At 70.4% G+C, this 15,221-nt stretch carries 14 protein-coding genes and 1 pseudogene; 2 read left to right on the forward strand and 13 right to left on the reverse strand.

The annotated features are described in order from the left end of the window. Nucleotides 1-9 precede the first annotated feature (9 nt). From rpsG to SB754_RS12405, 3 genes are all read right to left on the reverse strand, one after another. A complete protein-coding gene (rpsG, locus tag SB754_RS12395) occupies nt 10-480 on the reverse strand; it encodes a 30S ribosomal protein S7 (protein WP_410782614.1) in 471 nt (156 codons plus the stop codon). Further along, nucleotides 480-854: a 30S ribosomal protein S12 gene (gene rpsL, locus SB754_RS12400; protein ID WP_011186743.1), complete on the reverse strand. Its 375-nt coding sequence runs from the start codon at nt 852-854 to the stop codon at nt 480-482. Before rpsL ends, rpsG begins: the two co-directional genes overlap by 1 nt. Before the next feature lie 384 nt (nt 855-1,238). Beyond that, nucleotides 1,239-1,535, reverse strand: a complete 297-nt coding sequence (locus SB754_RS12405) for a WXG100 family type VII secretion target (protein WP_374009678.1) — start codon at nt 1,533-1,535, stop codon at nt 1,239-1,241. Between the two features lie 154 nt (nt 1,536-1,689). Between SB754_RS12405 and SB754_RS12410 the strand changes: the two genes are divergently transcribed. Beyond that, nucleotides 1,690-2,460, forward strand: coding sequence for a hypothetical protein (locus tag SB754_RS12410; protein ID WP_410782615.1), 771 nt, complete (start codon nt 1,690-1,692; stop codon nt 2,458-2,460). Here the strand turns inward: SB754_RS12410 and SB754_RS12415 are convergent. The 4 genes and pseudogenes from SB754_RS12415 to SB754_RS12430 form a co-directional block, all read right to left on the reverse strand. Then, entirely contained in the window at nt 2,417-3,049 is a 633-nt protein-coding gene (locus SB754_RS12415; protein WP_410782616.1) for a hypothetical protein, read from the reverse strand. The genes SB754_RS12410 and SB754_RS12415 overlap by 44 nt on opposite strands. Next, nucleotides 3,046-3,666: a hypothetical protein gene (locus SB754_RS12420; protein WP_410782617.1), complete on the reverse strand. Its 621-nt coding sequence runs from the start codon at nt 3,664-3,666 to the stop codon at nt 3,046-3,048. Before SB754_RS12420 ends, SB754_RS12415 begins: the two co-directional genes overlap by 4 nt. Before the next feature lie 29 nt (nt 3,667-3,695). Continuing rightward, nucleotides 3,696-5,072, reverse strand: a pseudogene (locus SB754_RS12425) (putative T7SS-secreted protein); the annotation flags it as partial. Beyond that, entirely contained in the window at nt 5,054-5,359 is a 306-nt protein-coding gene (locus SB754_RS12430; RefSeq protein WP_410782618.1) for a hypothetical protein, read from the reverse strand. The gene SB754_RS12430 and the pseudogene SB754_RS12425, both read right to left, overlap by 19 nt. Nucleotides 5,360-5,497: 138 nt before the next feature. Between SB754_RS12430 and SB754_RS12435 the strand changes: the two genes are divergently transcribed. Then, nucleotides 5,498-10,012: an FtsK/SpoIIIE domain-containing protein gene (locus SB754_RS12435; protein WP_410782619.1), complete on the forward strand. Its 4,515-nt coding sequence runs from the start codon at nt 5,498-5,500 to the stop codon at nt 10,010-10,012. 32 nt (nt 10,013-10,044) lie between these two features. On the opposite strand, the gene SB754_RS12440 is transcribed toward SB754_RS12435, so the two are convergent. The 6 genes from SB754_RS12440 to SB754_RS12465 all read right to left on the reverse strand — a co-directional run bounded on the left by SB754_RS12440 (nt 10,045) and on the right by SB754_RS12465 (nt 15,221). Then, nucleotides 10,045-10,539 (reverse strand): hypothetical protein, encoded by a 495-nt coding sequence (locus SB754_RS12440; protein ID WP_410782620.1) that lies wholly within the window; start codon nt 10,537-10,539, stop codon nt 10,045-10,047. Between the two features lie 14 nt (nt 10,540-10,553). Next, entirely contained in the window at nt 10,554-11,732 is a 1,179-nt protein-coding gene (locus SB754_RS12445) for a hypothetical protein (RefSeq protein WP_410782621.1), read from the reverse strand. A 106-nt stretch (nt 11,733-11,838) separates the two neighbouring features. Then, a complete protein-coding gene (locus tag SB754_RS12450; RefSeq protein WP_410782622.1) occupies nt 11,839-12,582 on the reverse strand; it encodes a hypothetical protein in 744 nt (247 codons plus the stop codon). Between the two features lie 2 nt (nt 12,583-12,584). Next, nucleotides 12,585-13,313: a hypothetical protein gene (locus tag SB754_RS12455; protein ID WP_410782623.1), complete on the reverse strand. Its 729-nt coding sequence runs from the start codon at nt 13,311-13,313 to the stop codon at nt 12,585-12,587. Next, the gene (pilM, locus tag SB754_RS12460) at nt 13,310-14,359 is read right to left on the reverse strand and encodes a type IV pilus assembly protein PilM (protein WP_410782624.1); all 1,050 of its coding nucleotides are present in this window, start codon (nt 14,357-14,359) and stop codon (nt 13,310-13,312) included. The genes SB754_RS12455 and pilM overlap by 4 nt, the downstream gene beginning before the upstream one ends. Nucleotides 14,360-14,381: 22 nt before the next feature. After that, nucleotides 14,382-15,221 carry a prepilin peptidase gene (locus tag SB754_RS12465; RefSeq protein WP_410782625.1) on the reverse strand — a complete coding sequence of 280 codons (840 nt, stop codon included), beginning with the start codon at nt 15,219-15,221 and terminating at the stop codon, nt 14,382-14,384.

Here is a 15,221-nt window from a genome sequence, read left to right on the forward strand (position 1 = left end):
CAAGATTTATTACCAGCGGTAGTGGGCGAAGGCCTTGTTCGACTCGGCCATCTTGTGCGTGTCCTCACGACGCTTCACCGCGGCGCCGAGGCCGTTCGAGGCGTCGAGGATCTCGTTGGTGAGTCGCTCGGTCATCGTCTTCTCGCGACGGCCCTTGGCGTAGCTGGTGAGCCAGCGGAGCGCGAGGGTGTTGGCGCGGTGCGGCTTGACCTCGACCGGCACCTGGTAGGTCGACCCACCGACACGGCGGGAGCGGACCTCGAGGGTCGGGCGGATGTTGTCGAGCGCCTTCTTGAGCGTGGTGACCGCATCCTGACCGGACTTGGTGGAGACGCCTTCGAGCGCGTCGTAGACGATGCGCTCGGCGAGGCCCTTCTTGCCGTCGAGAAGGATCTTGTTGACGAGCTGGCTGACGACCGGCGATCCGTAGACCGGGTCGGCGACGACGGGACGCTTCGGAGCGGGACCCTTGCGAGGCATTACTTCTTCTCCATCTTCGCGCCGTAACGGCTGCGAGCCTGCTTGCGGTTCTTCACGGCCTGGGTGTCCAGGGCGCCGCGAACGATCTTGTAGCGGACGCCGGGGAGGTCCTTCACACGGCCGCCGCGGACGAGCACCATCGAGTGCTCCTGCAGGTTGTGGCCCTCACCGGGGATGTAGGCGGTGACCTCGGTCCCGTTCGACAGCTTCACGCGGGCGACCTTACGGAGCGCGGAGTTCGGCTTCTTGGGGGTGGTGGTGTACACGCGGGTGCACACGCCGCGCTGCTGGGGGTTGGCCTTCAGGGCGGGAGCCTTGGTCTTGGTGACCTTCGGCGTCCGGCCCTTACGGACCAACTGCTGAATGGTTGGCACTGAACTTCTCCTTTTATGGACTGCACGGTGACAGTTGTTGCTTCTTCCCCGGCGCTCGCACACCCGTCCGCCCGGGTTCGGGCTCGTGGGTGAATGGGCGCTGGGGGAATCGGCCGACAGGCGATGCTCGCCGGCCGATATGCCGTGGGGGCGGGGATTCCGTGCGGTCTCCCTGCCCATCGGATGAGTACGTGCCAGCCCGCTTGTTCCGCGCCCGGAAGTGGGCATGAGACAAGCGCGCGACAGAGCGCACACCCGATAAATACTATCTGCCGGGCCCCTGCCGGTCAAATGAACCAGGGGCTGCGGGGGCCTAGTCCGCGCACGGCGAAAAGGGGCGGCCGTCCATCCGGACGGCCGCCCCTTAGGCGGGTGGGACTCGGCTCAGCCGCCGATGCCCTTCGCGAGCTCGCTGTCGACGTTCTGGAGGGCGTCAGCGGCCTTGGTGAGGAACTGCGACATCCCGTCGAGCCCGTTCACGGCCTCCGTGGTGCCCTTGGTGAACTGCTCGTAGGAGGTGTGGAAGGCGCCGGACGCCTGGTCGGTGACGAAGCCGCCGTTGACGAGCCCGTTCACCAGGTTCTGGAGTTCGTGCAGTTTCGCGGTGATGTCGTCCTTGCCCGCGGTGAGGCGGTTCGCGGCATCGGTCATCTCGCCGTATGTGACGTTCATGTTGGCCATGACGGTCCTAATCCCTTCGTGTTCGAAAGAGGCCGTACCCCCGGGGCCGACCAGCTACGTCAACCTAACCAGGCCCGAACGACGCACGGAATGGGGAGCACTCCCCATCCCACCGGCTTCAGGGGCAGCGGCCCGGCGGGATAGCCTGGCAGCCATGCCCACGTACCGCGCGATGAAGCCGAACCCGAACTCCGCCGCCGCCGCGTCGCAGGGCAGGAGCAAGCGGTTGGGAGCCGATCGCGCGGCGACGCCGCCCACACCGGCCGGACGCGCGCTCCGGCCGTTCGGGTACCTGCTCGTCGCGATCGTCTGGACGGCGATCGGCGCGGTCACGCTGCTGCTGCCCGCTGCGCTCCCGTTCGGGCTGTCGAGCTCGGGCGACGGCTTCAGCTCGCGGGAGTTCGTCACCGGAGGCGACCCCGTCTCCATGATCCTGTTCGCCGTGATCGTCGTGGTGCTGCTCATCCCGTTGCTGGGCTACCTGTTCGTGGCGCTGCCGCTCGCCAGCGTTCCGCTCGCCGTGCTGGCGTGGACGTACGTGGCCCGCAGCCTCCGGCCCGCCTATGCGGGCGAACGTCTGTCGAGCACCGGATGGTCGCGCGATGTGATCGGTCCGGTGACGGTCGGGCAGACCGCGTTGTCGCTGCTGCCCGTCCGCCTCACACCGTGGACGCGGTTCTGGACCGAGCTGATGTTCCTGGGCTGGCGGCCGAGTCGCGGCGTGCTGATCGCCGGCCTCCCCTACGGTCTCGCGTCGTTCCTCGTCGCCGGCTGGCTGCTCTGGCCGGTGGGCGCAGGCGCGGCGATCGTCTGGACGGTCGTCACGGCGGCGCTGGTGGCCGTCAGCGTGGTCCTCGTGGTCCGCGCGTTCCGCCGCCGGGTCAGCGACCGGTCGCCTGCGGCGCGAGCGGTGCCCGGAAGCTGATCGAGTCGATCATCGCGTCGAAGAGCTCCAGGTAGAGGTCGGGCGCGGTCGCCATGGGCGCGTTGACGCGCGCGTGGATGAGGCGGGAGCCGTCCGGCACCGGGAAGCGGTAGTCCGCCACCAGCTCCGGGGCCGACTCCTCGTCGTAGCGCGTCTGCCGCACCGACGAGCGACGGCGCACCGGGCCGATGGAGAGGTCGAGCGCGTCGTCGTCGGGGAAGCACCGGGCCAGGTGCGCGGCCGGGCCGTCCTCACTGATTCCGTCCTCACCCGGCGCAGTGGGCCACTCCTCGCGCGACAGGACGAGGGAGGCCGGGAAGGGCACCCCTGGCAGGATCTCCATCGACAGCGCGAGTGCGAACGCCTCGCTGTCGTTGGCCAGCGCGACGAGACGCTCCAGTTCGGTTTTCGCCGTCCGGCGCACGCGGGCCAGCCGGTCGGCGCGACCGACCCGGTCCGACACCAGCCGGGCGATGCGCTTGCCGGCCGCCTCGTCGTCGTGCAGCGGGATCATCACCCAGGTTCCCGGGAAGACGATCACGAGCTCGTCGAGCGCGGTCACCCGCGGTTCGGCGGTGCCGTCCGTCATGCGGCCTCCCCTAGGCTGACCCGGACCGACTCCGCGATCTCCTGCGTGTCCTCGACCATGTCGTCGAAGCCGCCGATGAAGGCTGAGCGGAAGACGAGCTGGACCGCCTGCGCGGCCCCGACCGGGAAGATGGCGAACACGACACGCTGCTCGAGCAGGGCGTCGCCCGCCTCCTCGTCGTCGAGCGCGGTCAGGTGGGTGAAGCCGACCAGCTCGCCGATGGGATGCGCACTGCGCCACGACCGGTAGCCCCGGATCTCGTAGCCCGGCTCGCGGTGCTCCGCCTCGGCGTCAGTCGCCGCGAGGTAGCTCTCCGGGGTGTCGTCGACCTCCAGCTGCAGCAGCTCGTACGTCTGGTAGGCGGTGATCACGCCCTCGGCCGGGAACGGGATGAACACCCGCGCCTGCGTGGCGCCGCTCGGGTCCTCGGCGTGCAGCACCTGCTGCAGGGCTTGGAGGGCCGGGGCCAGGTTCTTGCGCAGCTCCTCCCCGCCGAAGGTCGCGGCGAGCCGGTCGGGCCAGTCGCCGCGCGGATCCTCGCTCAGCGTCTCGACGTCGTACCAGCCCTCCGGCGCTTCGAACGAGATGTCGGTGATGTCACGTGGACGAAGCGTCATGCTCCGGTCGCTCCTCTGCGGTCGCGGGGTCAGCCGTTGTGGTCCTTGTACGTCGGAACGTACTGGTCCGCCTTGCTCAGCACGAACTTCTGGAGGTCGACGCTGGGCAGCTGACCGTAGTCGGTGTGGTTCGGCCCGCCGTCCAGCTTATTGACGATCGAGTCGACCTTGCCCGGCACGTTGACCAGCCCGACGCCCTTGTTGATGAGCCCGGCGCCCTGGTGGTAGGCGACGCCTGCCGTGAGGAGGCTGAATTCGCGAGCCCGGAAATCGTGCTTGACGGCGGCCACGACGTTGTCGTCGATGCCGGCCAGGGTCTTGAGCGCCGCCGAGCTGTCGCCGCCGACCGTGAAGAGCTCTTTGTATGCGGCCCGCTGCGCGGCGGCGGATTCGCCAGCGGCCTTCCAGATCTTGACGGGGTTGACGTCGTCGAGCGGCTTCGTGAACAGCTTCCTGGTGGCCGACTTCATCAGGCGCTGCCCGATCCGGACCTTGAGCGCGTTCGTCGGCGTGTGGACGGCGCCGGCGGCCAGCTTCGGCACCCGGGCGAGCCCCTTGACCCGCGCCGCTCGGCCGAGGAACGAGAAGATGCGGCCGCCGAAGAGGCTGAGCGCGACGGTGACGGCGGCGCCCAGGATGTCGAGGATGGTGCCCTCGCCCTTCGCGTACTTGATGACCGCATCCACCAGCTTGATGACCGAGGCGACCAGCGCGACGACCACGAGGATCTGGCCGAGGATCGGCACCCAGGAGAAGAAGATCGCGAGGACGCCGGCGATGTCGCCGATCGTCTCGACCACATCCATCACCTTGTCCCAGAAACCCGGGTTCTTGAGGCCGTTGTTGTGGTGGTCGACCACGTCGACGATCGCGGTGACCGCCTTCTCGGCGGCGCGGTTCTTCTTGTCGCGCGCGTCGTACCAGGCCTGGTGCGCAGCCTGCAGCGCCGCGTTCGCGCTGCGGGCGTGGTCATCGGCGGTGGAGGCGGCCTTCTTCGCAGTGGAGGCGTCCTCCGGCTTCGCGCTCTGCGCGTCCGTGTGGGCCGTCGTCGCCGCCTTGTGCGCCGCATCCGCTTCCCCCTGCTTCTGCTGGATGAGGGCGATCGCCTTGTCGGCGTCGTCCTGCGCCTCGCGCAGTTCGCCCGCGTAGGTGAGCAGGGCTGCCGCTGTCTTCGAGTACCGGTCCTTGGCCTTGCCGATGTCGTCGGCGGTGTCCTTCGACATCTCCTGCAGCTTCGAGACCGCCTGCGAGCGGTAGCCGGACATGTCGTGGATCTTGTCGAGCTCCTTCACCGAGCGCTGGATCGCCTCGCCGATCGACTGGTAGTGCTGCGCCTTGGCCTTCAGCACGTCGGGGTCGCCGGTGAGGGGCTGGAACTCCGTGTCGCTCACTTGGTCGCTCCGCTCTTCTTCGTGTCCTCCAGCGCCTTCGCGAGGTCGCCGTCCACCTTGGTGAAGTTGTCGGCGACGGCCGCGATGACCTCCTGCACGTTCTTCACGTTCTCGGTCATCTCCTTGCGCTTCTCGTTCCACTTGTGGGCGAAGTCGCGGACGTGGCTGTGCAGGTCGTCGTGCCCGGTAGCGTCGGCGACGGAGTCGCTGAAGTCGTCGGCGTTGTGGAACTCGCGCACCACGGCGTCGAGGTCGTCACGCAGCTGCACCAGTTCGTCCAGCTTGAGTACGAGATCGGACACTGTTCCTCCCCTATCGGTCCACGGCCACCGGAGTCGTCCGGCCATCCTGCGTTCAGCACGCTACCGGTGGTCCAGCGGGAGGGCGATGGGGAGCGGTCCCCATCCGCTCACGCGGGCGGAACTGGGTATGGTGCAGAAGTGCGACTGAAACTGACTCTCGCCCGGCCCTCCGGCAGCAGCGATGACATCGTCGTCACCGCGGACGCGGCGGCCAGCATCTCGGAGGTCGCCGCGACCATCGCGCGCATCGACCCCCGCCGCACCGGGCCGGTCGCGGCGCCCGGAGCGCTCACGCTGCGCGCCCAGCTCCCCGGACAGGCCGACCCGCTGATCCTGCCGCCGGACGCTCCGGTGGGCGAGGCGTGGATCGGCAGCGGCGCGACGGTCGCCCTCGCCGACGCCGGCCTCCACTACGCGCCGCCGGAACTCGGCGACGTGCCGGTCGTCGCGACCCTGCGGATCCTCAGCGGGCCGCAGGAGGGGACAGCGTTCCCGCTTCGCGCGGGGACCACGGTGCTCGGCCGGGACGAGTCGTGCGACATCGTCCTGGAGGACCCGCTGGTGTCGAAGCGTCACGTGCGGTTCGAGGCCGGGGACGGGGTGGAGGTCGTCGATCTCGGCTCCGCGAACGGCGTCGTGGTCGACGGCGGCCTCGTCACCCGCTTCACCGTGCGCCGCACCGAGACGCTGCTCCTGGGCGATACGGAGGTCTCGCTGGAGGTCGCGGCGGCGTCCGAGCTCCCCACCGCGACGCCCACCGCCGGGCCGGTGTTCTTCAACCGCTCGCCGCGGGTGGAGCGCCGCTACGCCGGTCAGGTGTTCCAGGCGCCCGACGTGCCCGCGGAGAAGGACGACCCGCCCTTCCCCCTGCTGGCGATGATCACGCCGCTGCTGCTCGGCGGCGCGATGTTCGCCCTCACGCACCAGCCGACCACGCTGCTGTTCGTGCTGCTGTCGCCCGTCATGCTGATCGGCAACTACATCAGCGGCCGAACCCGCGGCAAGCGGAAGCTGAAGAAGCAGATCGCGGCCTTCGAGCAGCGTCTGGAGGCGCTCTCCACCAAGCTGGACCAGGAGCGCCGCACCGAGGTCGAGCTGCGGCAGGCCGAGACGCCCACCACCGCGGATGCGCTCTCTGAGGCCGTCCGGCGCGGGCCGCTGCTCTGGACGCGGCGACCCGAGCACTGGTCGTTCCTCAACCTCCAGCTGGGCCGCGGATCGATGCGCTCACGCAACACCGTTCAGGCGGTCGATCGCGCCGAGCTGATCGTGGAGTTCCAGGAGCGGCTGGATGCGGTGATCGCGCAGAACGCGCGCGTCGACGACGTGCCCGTGCTCGACAACCTGTACGAGTCCGGCGCGCTCGGCATCGCCGGCCCAGCCGAGCTGGTCGCCGGGTCCGTGAACTCGGTGCTGGTGCAGCTCACCGCCCTCCACTCGCCCGCCGAGCTCGCGGTCGCTGCGCTCGTGTCGCCGCGCTGGTCCCGAGAGCTGAGCTGGCTCAAGTGGATGCCGCACACCTCCTCCCCGCACAGCCCGCTCGCCGGCGGCCACCTCGCCGACAGCGCGTCGAGCGCTGCGGGCGTACTGAGCGCCCTCGAGGGCCTGATCGAGGAGCGGCTGGCCGCGGCCCAGGCATCCCGGCAGCGGCGCGGAGCGATGGAGCAGGAGCGGGCCGCTCTGGAGCGCGGCGCCGAGGTCGGCCGCTCACAGACCACCGACGGCACGCCGTCACCGGTGCCCGCGGTCGTCGTCGTCATCTCGGACGACGTCGCCGTCGATCGCGCCCGTCTCGTGCAGCTGGCAGAGGCCGCCGCCGACGCCGGAATCTTCCCGGTCTGGGTGTCGGAGGACGTCCACGCGCTGCCCGCCGTCTGCCGCACCTTCCTGCAGCACACCGACCAGCCGCACCGGGCGCGGGCGGGCTTCGTCCGCCTCGGCGAGACCGTGGAGGACGTCGTCACGGAGCCGGTCAGCGCGGCGACCGCGCTCGACTACGCCAAGCGGATGGCGCCGGTCATCGACGCCGGTGCTCTGGTCGCCGACGCGAGCGACCTCCCGCGATCGATCTCGCTGGTCACCCTGCTCGGCCATGAGCTGGCGGAGTCGTCGAACGCGGTGGTCGATCGCTGGCGGCAGAACGCCTCCATCCACGACCGCACGTCGGGTGCGCGGCCCACCCGCCGACGTCCGGGGACGCTGCGCGCGACCATCGGCTCCGCCGGCGTGGATGCCATGCACCTGGACCTGCGCACGCAGGGGCCGCACGCCCTCGTCGGCGGCACGACCGGCGCCGGAAAGAGCGAGTTCCTGCAGGCGTGGGTGCTCGGGATGGCCGCCGAGTACAGCCCGGACCGGGTCACCTTCCTGTTCGTGGACTACAAGGGCGGCTCCGCCTTCGCCGACTGCGTCAGCCTCCCGCACTGCGTCGGGCTCGTCACCGACCTGAGTCCGCACCTCGTGCGCCGGGCGCTCACCAGCCTCCGTGCCGAGCTGCACCACCGCGAGCACCTGCTCAACCGGAAGAAGGCCAAGGACCTGCTGGAGATGGAGAAGCGAGGCGACCCGGACAGCCCGCCGGCGCTCGTTCTCGTCATCGACGAGTTCGCCGCGCTCGTCGGCGAAGTGCCGGAGTTCGTGGATGGCGTCGTGGACATCGCGCAGCGCGGCCGCTCGCTCGGCATCCACCTGATCATGGCGACGCAGCGGCCCGCCGGCGTCATCAAGGACAACCTGCGCGCGAACACCAACCTCCGCATCGCGCTGCGGATGGCCGACGAGTCGGACAGCCAGGACGTGGTCGGCGTGTCCGACGCCGCCCACTTCGACCCCAGCATCCCTGGGCGAGGGATGGCGAAGACGGGCCCGGGACGGTTGGTGCGGTTCCAGTCGGCGTACGCCGGTGGCTGGACCACGCGCGAACCGGAGCGGGCCGGCGTGGAGGTCGCCGAGCTGCGGTTCGGCGGCGAGCTGCGCTGGGAGGAGGAGCGGCCGGCGGAGGAGCCGGAACGCGACCTCGGACCCACGGACCAGCAGCGAGTGGTGGCCTCCATCGTCCGCGCGCACGCCGCCGCGCACATCCCGGCGCCGCGCCGCCCTTGGCTGGACGAGCTCGCCTCCGCGTACGACCTCGGCCTGCTGCGGCAGCGGACGGACGCCGAACTGCTGCTCGGCGTCGCCGACATCCCGGACCGGCAGGAGCAGCGCCCCGTCTACTTCCAGCCGGACGTCGACGGCAACATCGCCGTCTACGGCACCGGCGGGTCGGGCAAGTCGACCGTGCTGCGGACGCTCGCCTCCGCGGCCGCGATCACCCCGCGCGGGGGACCCGTGCACGTCTACGGACTCGACTTCGGCGCGGGCAGCCTCCGGATGCTGGAGAAGCTGCCGCATGTCGGCTCGGTCATCCCGGGCGACGACCCGGAGCGGATCATCCGGCTGTTCCGCATGCTCAAGGAGACCCTGGAGGACCGCGGCCCGCGCTACGCCGAGGCGAACGCCTCCACCATCACCGAGTACCGCTCGCTGACCGGGCGCCTCGACGAGCCGCGCATCCTGCTGCTCGTGGACGGCTTCCCCGGCTTCCGGGAGGACTTCGAGATCCCGGCCGGACGCTCGCAGTGGTACGACGTGTTCCGCGACCTGCTCGCCGACGGCCGCCGCCTCGGGATGCACGTGGCCCTGACCGGCGACCGGGCCGGCGCCGTGCCCACGGCGATCAACTCCCTGGTGCAGCGCCGCGTGGTGTTGCGGCTGACGGAGGACGGCTACGGGATGCTCGACGTGCCGAGCGACATCCTCTCGCCCTCCTCCCCTCCCGGTCGCGCCATCGTCGACGGGTACGAGACCCAGGTCGCCGTGCTCGGCGGATCGCGCGCGGTCTCCGACCAGTCGGAGGCCGTGCGCCGCCTCGCGGAGGCGATGGAGCGCGCCGGCATCCCCCACGCGCCGGTCGTCGGCTCGATGCCCAAGGAGCTGTCGCCGTCCGGCCTCCCGGACAGCACGGGCGGCCTCCCGGTGCTCGGCATCGGCGACCTGGACCTCGGGCCGCTCGGGTTCGAACCGTCCGGGACGCTGCTGGTGGCCGGTCCCCCGGCGAGTGGCCGGACCACGGCGCTCGCTGCGATCGCCGACGCGGTCGCGCGCTTCGACGCCGAGACCCGGCTGTACTACCTCGGCAGCGCCCGGTCGCCGCTCTCCGGCTCAGACCTGTGGACGGACCGGGCGCTCACCCCCGCCGCAGTGGCCGAGCTGGCGAAGGACCTTGCGGCCGCCATCGCCGACCCGGACACGGAGGGACGGATCGCCGTCTTCGTGGAGAGCATCGGGGACTTCCTGCAGACGCCCGCCGACTCCCCCATCGTGGAGCTGGTGCGGGCGGCGCGGCGCAGCGACCACCTGCTGGTGGCCGAGGCGGAGACGAGCGCCTGGGGCAGCTCCTGGCCGCTGCTCGGCGAGGTGAAGAACGGCCGACGCGGTCTGCTGCTGCAGCCGGACTCCATCGAGGGCGACCTGCTGCTCAAGACGCCGCTCCCCCGGCTGAACCGGTCCGAGTTCCCTCCGGGGCGCGGAGTGTTCATCCAGAAGGGCGGGTTCACGCGCGTGCAGGTGCCGCTGGTGGATGCGTCGCTGCCGGTCCGCGTGCGGGTCTGAGGGCGACCGCGGCTCCGTTCGTCCGCCGCGGGTCACTCGTCGTCGTCGTGCTCCCACGGCCAGCGGGGGCGGCCGCGCTGCCGGAAGCGGCCGACGAGCACCAGCTGGTACAGGAGGGTGACCGCGAACGCCGCGAGGGCCGCGGTGATGGCCGGCCAGCGGGCCAGCTGCGAGAACGCGAACAGGAAGTAGTGGAGGGGGTCGCCCGGGTCGCCCAGGGTGCCGGCGACGCCACCCGCGGCGATGAACACCGCGTAGCAGGCGACGGCCACCCCGAACGCGACCCCCAGCGAGACCCGCTGCTGCTCGGGCGGAACGCGGACCCCCAACGCGATGAGGAACACCAGGAGCATCAGGGTCGCCGCGATCACCATGGTCGGACCGACCAGTGGCCCGACCTTCGCGTCGCCGATGACGTCGCTGTCGGTCGCCAACGAGATCAGCCCGAAGGCGGCGACAAGGAGCGCCGCATACAGCCCCGCCGCGAAGAACGCGACGACGGTGGCGTAGGCGCGCTCGTCACGCATCCGTCACTCCCGGATCAGTACCCCTGCTGCGCGTATGCGGCGGCGGCCTGGTTCTGCGCGTCGGCGACCTGCTGCTCGTAGTCGGCCTGGGCCTCCGCGTTGCGCGCCTTGAGCTTGCGCCCGCGGGCGGCCAGCCAGGCTCCCGTCCAGATCGAGATCTCGCGTGCGATGACGCCGGCGAGGACCGCGAACGGGTTGACCCAGGCGCTGCGCAGCAGGATGGCGAACTCGTTGGGGGTGCGGTTCCAGTACTGGGCGTCGATCAGGCCGGCCCCGATGTAGACCAGGTACACGAAGATCGCGACGAAGAGCCCGCCGAGGATGTAGGCCCACCAGCGGGCGCGGTTCAGGATCTGGATGAGGACGACCATCCCGATGAAGAACGCCACCACGGGGGTCCAGCCGCGCAGACCGCCGGTGAAGAACTGGATCAGCGCGGGCACGAACTCGTCGCTCGGCGTCAGCAGGGAGCCGACGACGAGCACCGCGGCCGCCCACAGGATCGCGAACGCGACCGTGCCGACGAGGGCGATCAGGATGCCGACGCCGCGGTTGCTCTTCTTCTTCGGCGGCTCGGGGCGCTGCAGGTAGATCGGCGTGACCGGCTGCGGGCCGGGGGCGGTTGCTGGGGCGGTTGCGGCGGCTGCGGTTGCGCCGACTGCGCCTGCTCCCGCGACGGGGGCGGCGGCCGGGGCGGGTGCGCCGGCAGGGGCGGCATACGCCGTGGTCGGCGCCTCGCCGTTCTGCCGGAGGTTCGCGGCCTCGGCGGCGGCGATGACCGGCGTTGCGGACTCCACCGGCGAGGCGGTGTCGACGGTGGCGGCCCCCGCTGCGGTCGCGCCCGGCTGCGTGCTGTTGCGGGCGACCGCGGCGGCGACGTCGTCATCGGTCGGCACGACAGGCTCCGGCTCCTCGATCGCGGCGGGGCGCACGGGCTCCGGGGTGACCGGAACCGCGGCAGCCGGGGGCTCGGCGTCGCCGCCATCCTCCCCCGCCGGGTGGTTGATGTGGCCGCGAGCGGACACCGGGTTCGACGGCGGCTCCACCACCTCCGGGTCGGTGTCCTGCGGCTCGGCGGCGGCCGACGCGGCGGGCGCGGTCGCAGGCGCGACCTGGTCGGTGCCGACCTGGTCGGTGTCGGGTGCGGGCTCGTAGGTCGCGCGCTTCGGCGCGGTCTCCGGCGTGTCGCTCATCCTGGCTCCTCCATCGGCCCGGCGGGCCCGTTGCGCCCCACTGTAGCAACGGGGGGACAGGAGTCCAGGGAGGCGGGACCGGGGAGAGGTCAGCCGACTCTCGTCGTCATTTGGAAGCCTGAGCAGTGGTTCCTGCCGATGCCGCCGATCCGCCTGGCTGGCCCGTGCCCGTCTGCGGCTCGGTCAGAGAGTAGATGTAGCCGGCGATCTTCGCGTCCAGGGAACCGGGAACCGCGTCCGTCCCGGTCGTAGGGCCGGTGCTGAACGACGTGACCAGGAACAGCCGCGAGCCCTTCTGCAACCCGTTCACGAAGTCGAGGATGTTCGCATACTGGCCCCGGACCGTGATGGTCACCGGCTGTGCGGCGAAGTTCTGGGACGTGATGAGGGCATTCACCACAGGCGGGACAGCAGCAGGGGTCGAGGGGGTCGGGGTCGGGGTCGCTGTGGGGGCGGAGGTCGCGCCTGCAGCCGGCTGTGCGGGCGCAGCCACCGGAAGCGCCGGCTTGTACACGACGGCATCCGCGAACGCCTGATCCACGCACAACACGTTCGCGGTGACGTAGAGGGCGTTGAGCTGGTCGACGAAGGAGGGGATGCTCGCGCCATTCGGCACCGACGCGGACAGCCCCGCGAGCTTCGACTTCAAAGCCGGGAGATCGGCCGAGTCCTTCTTGAGCTGGGCGAGGACCTGCTGGTTGCGCGCGTTGGTGTCGTCGACGGACGCCTTCTGAGTCTCCGCGTCCGCGATCGCCGACAGCTGTGGCTGCACGCCGACGAAATAGCCGCCGGCGAGAACGAGGGCCATGATGAGGAGGCTGCCGATCATCCAGAGCCGGTTCTTGTTCACGGTCACTTCTCCTTCGGGTCGAAGCGCTTGTCGAACGCTGCCTGATTGATGTGCATCGTGATGCTCACCGTGTAGAGCTTCGTGGTCTCGTCGAGGGAGACCGAGCCGGGAGTGGCGTCCGCGAACCCAGGAAGCGTCTCGAGCGACTTCAGCCAGACGGGGACCACCGGCAGGACCGGGCTCGAGGCCTCGAACGTCAGCGTGGCCACCCGCGACCCTTGGAGGGGAGCGGTCGGCTGCTCATACGCGGCGAGGGGCGTCGCCGAATCGACACTCACGGAGGTCATCGAGACATCAGAAGGGAGGGTCGCCTGCACCTTCTGCAGATACGCCTTCCAGTCGATCTCGGTGGACGCGCCGACCTGCTGCGCCGCCTGGGTGAGCGTGACCTGATCCTGAACTTTCCGCACTTCCAGGTACTGGTGCTGCTGCGCCAGCAGCAGGCCGGTCTGCGCCTGGGCGTCGGCCAAGGAGGCCTGGGCTTGGAGGCCGAGAGCAGCGGTGCCCCCGACGGCGACGACCGTGAACGCGACGACGCCGAGGACTCCCCACACCAGCGAGCGGCGGACGCCCTTCGCCTTGCGGTCGGCCAGGATCTCGGGCGGCATGAGGGACGCGCGGGCCTCCGCTCCGACCTCCAGCGGCAGACCGCCCCCGCGGCCGCTCGTGCTCTGCCCCTGCTGCTGCGGCTCGGTGGCGGACGGCACCTCCGGCTTCTTCCTGCCGATCATGCTGCGCGTCCTGTTGTCAGGCCCAGAGCGACGGCGAGACTCGACCGCTTCACCCGGAGTTCGTCGGCGTCGAGCGACCGCGAAAGGCCGAACCCGAGGAACGGGTCACCGGTCACGACCGGAAGGCGGGTCATCTCACCGAGCGCCTCCGGGAGGCCGGGGAGCGCCGCGCCTCCTCCGGTGAGGACGATCCCGTCGATGCGGGCCTCCGGCCGGGTGTTCACGAAGTAGTTGATGGTGTTCCGCAAGCTGGTCAGCAGCTCGTTGGCGTTCTGGTAGATGACCTCGACCGCTCGCTGCTCATCGGGGGACGCGACCCGGGTCGCCAAGCCCAGCGACCGTTTGACTCTCTCCGCTTCGTACCGCTCGACCCCGAGCTCGGCGCACAGGGCGTCCGTGAGATCGGAGCCTCCCGTCGGGATGATGCGCACGAACTGCGGCACACCGTCGGTGGAGACGACGACGGTGGTCGTGTTGCTCCCGATCTGGACGAGCCCGATGCAGCCGTTCAGCCCGGGCCGGGACACCAGGACCCGGTTCAACGCGAAGGGGATCAGATCGACATCGACGGGCGTGAGACCGGCGAGCTCAGCGGTTCTCACGTTCGCGAGGACGGCATCCTTCACGGCTGCCACCAGCAAGCCGTTGATCATGGGGCCGTTCTCCCCCTCTGACTGGGACACCGGGTAGAAGTCCAGGAGCGCTTCGGCAACCGGCACAGGCAGCATCTCCTGCACGTGGAACGGCAGGGATTCCTTGATCCTCTGCAGGGACATGGCGGGTACCGAGAGGTCGCGCGCCAGGACGCGCTGGTTGCCCATCCCCATCATGACGTTCTTCGTCTTGAAGCCACCGGCCGTCCACAGCTGTCTCAGGGCGGCAGCGACCGTGTTCGGCTCGAGGACCTCACCGCGGCTGACAGCGCCCTCCGGGAGGGGCACCTCGGCGTGCCTCAGGAGGGTCGGCTTGGGCTTCGACGGATCCGCCACCTCGACCGCGCGAAGCACCCCGTTTCCGATGTCCACGCCTACGATGCTCGTCGCCATGATGTTCTCCTTCTCCCGGCGCTCAGCCGAGACCGATCAGCGCAAGGTATCCGGCCCACACGGGACCGCCGAACAGGATTCCGAGCCAGCAGCCCGCCAGCATCCACGGTCCGAAGGGAATGCCGCTCCGACGCGTCGCCTTGCGCGCGATGATGAGCACGATCCCGGCGACACCTCCCAGCAGGAACGCCGCGAAGCCTCCGACGGCCAGCTGGGGCCAGCCGAGGGCACCGAGGTAGAGACCGAGCACACCGGCGAGCTTGACGTCTCCGAAGCCCATCCCGTCCGGTCGCACGACTGCGAGTACGAGGTAGAAGGCGAACAGGATGAAAGCGCCTGCTGCCGCCGAGATGAGGTGCGGGACGTCGACGCGAAGGCCCAGAGCGGTGCCGAGCAGAACTGCGCCCACAACGTAGGAGGGCAGCACGATGGCATTCGGCAGGGTGCGGGTGTCGAGGTCGATCAGCGCGAGAGTGACACTGATCGCGGCCAGGTACAGGAACGCGACGAGGAGGAGGATCGCCGAAATCGTGCCCGGCACGGACCCGGCAGACAGGATGGGCGGCCCGAAGACCAGGGCGACGACCACGAAGAGCAGACCGGTGAGCGCCTCCACCATCGGGTAGCGCACACTGATCGGCTGACGGCAGTCGCGGCACCGTCCGGCCAGCAGCATCCACGAGAGCACGGGGATGTTGTCGTAGGCGCGAATGGCGGACCCGCAGTCCGGGCACGCGCTCGGTGGGGTGACCAGGGAACCGCCCACGGGCAGCCGGTATACGACCACGTTGAGGAAGGACCCGATGGCGAGTCCCATCGCAGCTCCGAGCGCGACCACGAGCCAGAGTGCAGGTTCCGTCAT

It is taken from the genome of Leifsonia sp. SIMBA_070 (assembly GCF_046534635.1).
In the GTDB taxonomy this organism is placed as follows: domain Bacteria; phylum Actinomycetota; class Actinomycetes; order Actinomycetales; family Microbacteriaceae; genus Leifsonia.

Excerpts from the sequence above, each read along its gene's own strand:
- rpsG (WP_410782614.1), bottom strand. The coding sequence starts at position 480 with ATGCCTCGCAAGGGTCCCGCTCCGAAGCGTCCCGTCGTCGCCGACCCG.
- SB754_RS12405 (WP_374009678.1), bottom strand. The coding sequence starts at position 1,535 with ATGGCCAACATGAACGTCACATACGGCGAGATGACCGATGCCGCGAAC.
- SB754_RS12410 (WP_410782615.1), top strand. The coding sequence starts at position 1,690 with ATGCCCACGTACCGCGCGATGAAGCCGAACCCGAACTCCGCCGCCGCC.
- SB754_RS12415 (WP_410782616.1), bottom strand. The coding sequence starts at position 3,049 with ATGACGGACGGCACCGCCGAACCGCGGGTGACCGCGCTCGACGAGCTC.
- SB754_RS12420 (WP_410782617.1), bottom strand. The coding sequence starts at position 3,666 with ATGACGCTTCGTCCACGTGACATCACCGACATCTCGTTCGAAGCGCCG.
- SB754_RS12440 (WP_410782620.1), bottom strand. The coding sequence starts at position 10,539 with ATGCGTGACGAGCGCGCCTACGCCACCGTCGTCGCGTTCTTCGCGGCG.
- SB754_RS12445 (WP_410782621.1), bottom strand. The coding sequence starts at position 11,732 with ATGAGCGACACGCCGGAGACCGCGCCGAAGCGCGCGACCTACGAGCCC.
- SB754_RS12455 (WP_410782623.1), bottom strand. The coding sequence starts at position 13,313 with ATGATCGGCAGGAAGAAGCCGGAGGTGCCGTCCGCCACCGAGCCGCAG.
- pilM (WP_410782624.1), bottom strand. The coding sequence starts at position 14,359 with ATGGCGACGAGCATCGTAGGCGTGGACATCGGAAACGGGGTGCTTCGC.
- SB754_RS12465 (WP_410782625.1), bottom strand. The coding sequence starts at position 15,221 with ATGACGGAACCTGCACTCTGGCTCGTGGTCGCGCTCGGAGCTGCGATG.